The sequence below is a fragment of the Stenotrophomonas sp. STEN083 genome (assembly GCF_056759195.1).
On sequence record NZ_JBRRCU010000107.1, the window covers coordinates 1 to 6,492 of the forward strand.

The 6,492-nt window shown below is 65.1% G+C and carries 5 protein-coding genes; all 5 read right to left on the bottom strand.

All coding sequences use genetic code 11. From position 1 onward, the window contains the following. Positions 1-142: 142 nt before the first annotated feature. The 5 genes from hemF to ACVOK8_RS18995 all read right to left on the bottom strand — a co-directional run bounded on the left by hemF (position 143) and on the right by ACVOK8_RS18995 (position 6,274). Positions 143-1,039, bottom strand: coding sequence for an oxygen-dependent coproporphyrinogen oxidase (hemF, locus tag ACVOK8_RS18975; protein ID WP_481568169.1), 897 nt, complete (start codon positions 1,037-1,039; stop codon positions 143-145). A 46-nt stretch (positions 1,040-1,085) separates the two neighbouring features. Next, entirely contained in the window at positions 1,086-2,642 is a 1,557-nt protein-coding gene (locus ACVOK8_RS18980; RefSeq protein WP_481568170.1) for a hypothetical protein, read from the bottom strand. A 16-nt stretch (positions 2,643-2,658) separates the two neighbouring features. Next, the gene (locus tag ACVOK8_RS18985) at positions 2,659-3,237 is read right to left on the bottom strand and encodes a hypothetical protein (RefSeq protein ID WP_481568171.1); all 579 of its coding nucleotides are present in this window, start codon (positions 3,235-3,237) and stop codon (positions 2,659-2,661) included. A gap of 40 nt (positions 3,238-3,277) precedes the next feature. Further along, positions 3,278-3,709, bottom strand: a complete 432-nt coding sequence (locus ACVOK8_RS18990) for an NUDIX hydrolase (protein WP_481568172.1) — start codon at positions 3,707-3,709, stop codon at positions 3,278-3,280. 198 nt (positions 3,710-3,907) lie between these two features. Next, on the bottom strand, positions 3,908-6,274 hold the full coding sequence (locus tag ACVOK8_RS18995; RefSeq protein WP_481568173.1) for a S9 family peptidase: 2,367 nt from the start codon (positions 6,272-6,274) through the stop codon (positions 3,908-3,910). Positions 6,275-6,492 lie beyond the last annotated feature (218 nt).

Sequence of the window (6,492 nt, forward strand, 5' to 3'; positions counted from 1 at the left end):
GGCGTCAGCCGCGAAGCTCGTAATACATCCGATTGCAGGCATTGCTGCAATTTCTTTGCTGTCGGCTTCGCGGCTGACGCCGCTCCCACAATTGTTGGATTGTTGGTAAAGCCCCTGCCGAGCATGGCTCGGCACTACGGTTTTACAGCCAATCTCTTGGGACCAGGTATTCGGCAAGGCGCGCTTCATCGCTGCCGCTGTCGGGCGTATAGCCGTATTCCCAGCGCACGCGCGGTGGCAGGCTCATCAGGATGCTCTCGCTGCGGCCGCCACTCTGCAGGCCGAACAGGGTGCCGCGGTCATAGACCAGGTTGAATTCGACGTAGCGACCACGGCGGTACAGCTGGAACTCGCGCTCGCGTTCGCCATACGGCGTGTCCTTGCGGCGCTCGACGATGGGCAGGTAGGCATCGAGAAAGCCGTCGCCAACGGCCTGCATGTAGGCGAAGTCGGTTTCGAAGTCGCTGTGCAGGTCGTCGAAGAACAGGCCGCCAACACCGCGCGTTTCATTGCGGTGCTTGATGAAGAAGTATTCATCGCACCAGCGTTTGTGCGCGGCATAGCGCTCAGCGCCGTAAGGCGCGCACAGCTCGCGGGCAACCGTGTGCCAATGCTGCACGTCTTCGTCGAACGGGTAGAACGGGGTCAGGTCGAAACCACCGCCGAACCAGGCGGCCACCGTCTTGCCATCCAGTTCGGCCTGGAAGTAGCGCACGTTGGCGTGGGTGGTCGGCAGGTAGGGGTTGCTGGGATGGAACACCAGCGACACGCCACAGGCGCGCCAGGAGGCTCCTGCGAGCTCCGGGCGATTGGCGGAGGCCGAGGGCGGCAGGCGGGTGCCGGCGACGTCGGAGAAGCCGATGCCGGCCTGCTCGAACACCGCGCCATCGCGAAGGATGCGGGTGCGGCCACCGCCGCCTTCGGCGCGCTGCCAGCGGTCCTCGTTGAAACGGGCCTGGCCGTCGGCCTGTTCGATGGCGGCGCAGATGCGGTCCTGCAGGCCGGTCAGATAGTCGCGTACGCGGTCGAATTCGTTCATGTGCGTACTGTAGCGCAGGCCGCTGCTGCGGCCTGCGCCTCGTGCCTTACTTGCGCAGCGATTTGCCCTTGCTGGGTGCCGACGGCGCTTCTGTCTCTTCTTCGTTGTCGAGGTCTTCGGCGGCACGCATCAACTGTGCGCCCAGACCAGCCATTGCCCAGTTGGTGGTCTGGTAGACATCACAGGCCACATGGGTGCCCTTGCCATCGCGTTTGCATATCGACAGCAGCTTGCCGGGAATATCTTCGTCGCCGGTGTTCTCGTAGACGCTGCGCAGATTCTCGCAGCCAACGCGGACGCCGGCCTGGCACAGCTTCTGGTAGGGCGGCGCGGCGGCCTGCCAGTCGCCGGCCAGTGCATGGCGGTGGCCGAGGGTGTTGCAGCCCTGAAGCTTGCCGCTGTCGCAGCAGGCCTGCGGGTCGCTGCCCAGCGGGCAATCCTGCGGTAGTGGCAGTTCGACGAATACCTTGGGCGCGCTGCACTGCGTGCTGCCGCCAGTGCGCTGGTAGACGGCGTAGCGGTTCCAGTTGTCGATACCGAGCAGGCCGCCGTTGCGCAGCGGCTTGAGCACGAAGTCGCCACCCTTGTCGTGGCGGATATGGATGGCGCCGTCCTGCAGGCGTGCGCGCAGCTCGCTGCCCATGCCCATCGTGACCAGGCCATCGTTGCCGAAGCCAAGCTCATCCATCAGGCCGGTGCTGGCCTTGTAGTCGCCGCAGGGCAGGCTGCTGGCGGGGGCGACATCAAGGTCGGTGGCGCTCAATGCAGCCAGCGCTTGTGCGCGCTTGCAGGTCATCTCGTCGGCGCCTGCCTTGCAGGCCAGCTGCAGCGCTTCACGTGCGGGCAGGTAGCTCCCGGCATCCCAATGCGCGTCGGCGACTTCGCTGCAGAAGCCTGCGTCCGGATGGCTGCGGCACAGCTGCAACAACTCGTTCAAACGCGGCTCGGGAAGCACCACGGTGTTGCTGCTCAAGGCACCGGCCAGTGCCTTGGCCATGGCGATACCCAGTACTTCCTTGGCCGCTGCCAGACAGGCCGCTTCGTTGTACTGCGGATTGCCCTCCTTGCAGACCGCAGGTTCTTCCAGATCCGGATCCGGCGTTGCCGCCTGTTGTGCGGCCTGGGCTTCATCACGGTAGCTGGACAGCAGGCGTTCGCAGGCGAAGGGCAGGTCCTCCTGGCACCACTGGCTCAACTGCTGCGGCGTTGCCGAGGTGGCGCTGTCGATGCAGCTGTCGATATCGGCACGGCAGCTGTTCGCGGCCGGCGTGGGCGCGGTCTTGCAGCTGCTGCTTGAATCAAGCACGTAGTCGCCGAGGCTGCCGGTGATGCGCTTGCCGTCACGGCTGAGGCTGTATTCGGTGCTGAAACCATTGGATACGTCGGCGGCATGCAGGGTATTGCCCTGCTGGCGGATCACGTACTGGGTGGGCGCCAGGCCTTCATAGCGCATCGACGCCTGACTGCTGCTTTCGACAACGAAGCGGGCCGAGCCCTCTTCGGCGCCATAGCTGCCGCAACTCAAGGTAGCGGCGGTAGCCGGCAGCGCACTCAGTGCGAGCAGGCCGCTGGCGAGGGCGGAGAGGTAACGTGGGACGGACATGCAAACTCCGGGGAACTCAACGAAACAGGGCGCGAACGTCAGGGCGACTCAGCTTGATCACCAACCACCCATGCAGCACCGCAAGTGCCAAGGCGGTAACGGCGCTGGTGATCAGCGAGGTCCACAGGCCGACGCGTAGTTGCACGCGCATTTCCAGGCCTTGTGGGGAATTGAGGAACTCGGTAGGCACCATCGCCTGCATGCTGTCGAACATGCCATGGATCAGCGGCAGGAAGGCGAAGTTGGCCAAGGCCACCAAGACCAGAAAGACGACGAAGCCGATCCGGCCCCATTCGCGGTGCTTGAGCAAGGCCCACGACACTGCCAGAAACGCGATCGACAGCAGCAGTCCAAGCACGCTCAGCGAGAGTGCGTGCTCACTGAGCCAGAGCATGCTCGGCGGCACCGGCAGGCCTTCGTTCTGCATGGCGTGGAGGATGTCCATGTGGCCCATCAGGGCCACCAGCAGCAGTTGCAGCAGGCTCCAGGCAATGGCCAGCGCAGCCATCAGCAGCGAGAGTTTGGCGGTGACGGCGATGAACGAGGCTGCTGCGGAGGGCGTGGCAGGAAGGGGCGGAAGCTGGGGCGGATTCACGATGGCTCGCTACGAATGTGTGGGTGGGCCCGTGCCGTGGTCAGTCGGCTTGCGTGGTGGAGAACAGCGCGGCGTGCGCTGCGGGCAGTACATGTAGGGCACTCAACGGTGCCAGCTTCACGCCATGCGGTGGCTGCAATGGAATCCAGGTGAGCTCGGCGATCTCCGCCTGCACCTGCGGAGTGCCGCTGATGCCTACCAGGAAGGATTCGCCCTGCACCCTGCGACCGGGTTCGTTGACTGCATTGTCTTCAAAGCTGCCCAGCGCGACTGCGGTGCTGCTGTCGATGTGCACGCCAAGCTCTTCGTGCAGCTCGCGCGCCAGGGTCTGCAATGCGTCTTCGCCGGGCTCGCGCTTGCCGCCGGGCTGGATGAAGGTATCCGAGCCGTGCTTGCGCACGACCAGCACGCGTTGCTGCGGATCGAGGATGACGGCGGCGACGATGCGGATGGGGATTTCGGTGGGGGACATGTGCTTCCTGCGGGTAGGGCTCCGTGGAGGGAATGGTACTGGAGGCTTGGGTGATGGTGGGCGCTGCGGGGGCAGGAGCAAGATCAAGATCAAGATCAAGAGCACCCCTCCCCAGCCCTCCCCTTGGCTGCGCCAAAGGGAGGGAGCAAGGCCGCACCCGCAAACAACAAGGGCGCCTCGCGGCGCCCTTGTTGATGCTTACTTCAGCTCCTGCTCGAACAGCTTGAGGATGCGCTTGTACTGATCCAGCCAGGAATCGGCACGCGTATAGCTGTGACGCTCCAGCGGGTAGGGCGCGATCGACCAGTTGTCCTTGTGCAGCTCGATCAGCTTCTGCGTCATGTTGATCGAGTCCTGGAAGAACACGTTGTCATCCATCATGCCGTGCGCGATCAGCAGGTTGTCCTGCAGGCCTTCGGCGTACTCGATCGGCGAGGAGATGCGGTAAGCCTCCGGATCTATGTCCGGGGTGTTGAGGATGTTGGCGGTGTAGGCGTGGTTGTACTGGTGCCAGTCGCCGACCGGACGCAGCGCGGCACCGGCCTTGAACGTGCCCGGCGAACGGAACAGCGCCATATAGGTCATGAAGCCGCCGTAGGAGCCGCCGTAGATGCCAGCATGGGCGCGATCACCCTGCTTGGTTTCCACCAGCCAATCCAGGCCGTCCAGGTAGTCATTCAACTCCGGATGGCCCATGTTGCGGTAGATGGCGGTGCGCCAGTCGCGGCCATAGCCTTCGCTGCCGCGGTAGTCCATGTCCAGCACGATGTAACCCTTCTGCACCAGCAGGTTGTGGAACATCTGCTCGCGGAAGTAGGTGGGATAACGTGCATGCACGTTCTGCAGGTAGCCGGCGCCGTGCACGAACATGGCGATCGGGTACTGCTTGCCCGGTTCGAGTTTTTCCGGGCCGTAGTACTTGGCCCAGACATGGCCGGCGCCGTGCTTGGAAGGCACCTGCACCATCTGCGGTTGCACCCATTCGCGGGCCTTGAACTCGGCGCTGCGGGTGTCGGTCAGCTTGCGTGCTTCGCCACCGCTGACCGGCAGCACCGCGACCTGGGCCGGCAGATAGGCGGCGGAGTAGCGCACCAGCAGCTGCTGGCCATCCGGCGACAGGCTGAAATCTTCCACGCCATCCAGCGCGGTCACCTCGCGCACGGCACCGCCGTTGGCGTTGACGTTGCAGACTTCGTAATCGCCCGGCCACTTCTGGTTGCAGACGAAGTAGAAGCTGTTGCCGTCGGCACTGACCACCGGCGCCGAGGTTTCCCAGTTGCCGGAGGTGATGGCCTTGGGTTTGGCGCTGCCAGTCTGCGTGTACAGGTGCGAATAGCCGGATTCCTCGGACAACAGCCACAGGGTGCGGCCATCCGGCATCCAACCGTAATCGTTGAAGCCCCAGTTGATCCAGCCGCCGTCGGTCAGGCGGTGACGGCTTTCCAGGCGTGGGCTGGTGGCACTGGTGGTGGCGATCCAGCGGTCCTTGTTGTCGTTGGCGCGCAGCATCAGTGCAGCCTGGCTACCGTCGGTATTCCAGCGGATGCCGCCGCCCATGAAGTCGCTCATCAGTTCCAGCGGACGATTGCCCTTCAACGCGTCCTTGCCGGCCTTGCGGCGCAGCTCGGCCAGCGGATCGGTGGCGATGCCGGGCAGGTTGTCCAGCGACAGCTGCTCGACCTTGCCGGTAGCCGCATCGGCCAGCCAGAACGTGTGTGGCTCGGGATTGTTGCGGCCAACGCGGGTGCGGGTGTCTTCGGCTTCTTCGTAACCGGACTCGGTCACGTACAGCGGCATTTTGCCGCCGCGACCTTCATCGTAGCCCTTGGGCTTGGTCACCACGATCAGGTGGCGGGCATCGGGCGACAGCGCGCTGTCGACGATCTCGACATCGGCGCCTAGGAAAATCGGTGCCGGTGCGCGGGTCGGGTCGGCCTGGCGCCAACGCTCGCCCTGCTCGCGCAGCTCCTCGCGCTGGGCGCGATCAGTGCGCAGCGTGGACAGGGTGCGCATCTGCTGGTCGCGCAGCACGTCGGCCTTGGGCGCGTCGGCCGGGTTCTTGTCGGCCTTCAGCTGGGCAACCTGGCTGGTGATGTTGTTGCGCGGATTCCAGTGGAACCAGTTGTTGCCCACTTCCCAGATCACGCCGCCATCGCTGGCGAAATTGATGCCACCGGCGCGCTCGTTGCTGCGGGTCAGCTGGGTCAGCGCGCCGTTGCGCAGGTCGCGCACGAACACGTCGCCATTGCGGACGAAGGCCATGCGTTGGCGGCTGCTGTCATAGACGCGGTCGGCGGCATCGAGGGTGCCGCGCTGGTCATCGGCGACCTGCTGGCTGACGCCGCCACTCACCGGCAGGCGGAAGCTGTCGCGCACCGCGCTGCCCTGGCGCTTGAGCGTGTATTCGACCTGCTGGCCGTTCCAAGACCACCAGGCCGATTCCACCGGCGGCCCGATCCAGTCCGGGTTGGCCATCGCCTGCTCGATGGTGATCGGCGTGGGCGCGGCATGGGCGTTGCCGAAAGCGGTCAACAACAGCAGGGACAGGGGCAGCAGCTTGGGCATCATTCGGCACCGGTGAAAGAGAACCGGGCAAGGGTAGCAGCCGCCAACTGCGCGGGGCTGGGCCACAGGTCATGGGCGCAGGGTTCGGCGGCTGAGCTGCCGGAATCGGCAATGTTTTGCGCCCTCCCGTTGGCGCAGCCAGGGAAAAAGGGAAGAAGCGTAGTGGGGGGGGGCGGCGGGGGGGGGGGGGGGGGGGGGGGGGGGGCCGGCGCCGCCGG

What these genes read in the sequence shown, in the direction of transcription:
- hemF (WP_481568169.1), bottom strand. Translation starts at nt 1,039, where the DNA reads ATGAACGAATTCGACCGCGTACGCGACTATCTGACCGGCCTGCAGGAC.
- ACVOK8_RS18980 (WP_481568170.1), bottom strand. Translation starts at nt 2,642, where the DNA reads ATGTCCGTCCCACGTTACCTCTCCGCCCTCGCCAGCGGCCTGCTCGCA.
- ACVOK8_RS18990 (WP_481568172.1), bottom strand. Translation starts at nt 3,709, where the DNA reads ATGTCCCCCACCGAAATCCCCATCCGCATCGTCGCCGCCGTCATCCTC.
- ACVOK8_RS18995 (WP_481568173.1), bottom strand. Translation starts at nt 6,274, where the DNA reads ATGCCCAAGCTGCTGCCCCTGTCCCTGCTGTTGTTGACCGCTTTCGGC.